General features: G+C 49.2%; 1 protein-coding gene. It reads right to left on the bottom strand.

The annotated features are described in order from the left end of the window. Window positions 1-236, bottom strand: a 236-nt coding sequence (locus SB658_RS27450) for a hypothetical protein (RefSeq protein ID WP_410603717.1), incomplete at both ends; no start/stop codon positions are given.

The raw sequence follows: 236 nt of genomic DNA, 5'->3' as shown, positions 1-236 counted from the left end.
CTTGTACACACGCTCCCGTTTTTCCTCCCGTTTTTTCCGCTGGTTTTTTTCACGGAAATACTGCACGGTGGACGTAATGAGAGTCATCATAAACATCGCCAAAGAGACAAGGATGAATATACCCCTCGGCTGTATAATAGCGACAACCCCCATTACAATCAGCATGACCACAGGAGGCAGAATGACGAGCCACAGCCCCCGGTTATTCTGTTCGCTTTCCTGCGAGGGAAAGCTGA

The organism is Bacillus sp. SIMBA_008 (assembly GCF_046535495.1).
Classification (GTDB): Bacteria; Bacillota; Bacilli; order Bacillales; family Bacillaceae; genus Bacillus; species Bacillus subtilis.
This window is presented reverse-complemented; position numbering and strand designations above follow the sequence as displayed.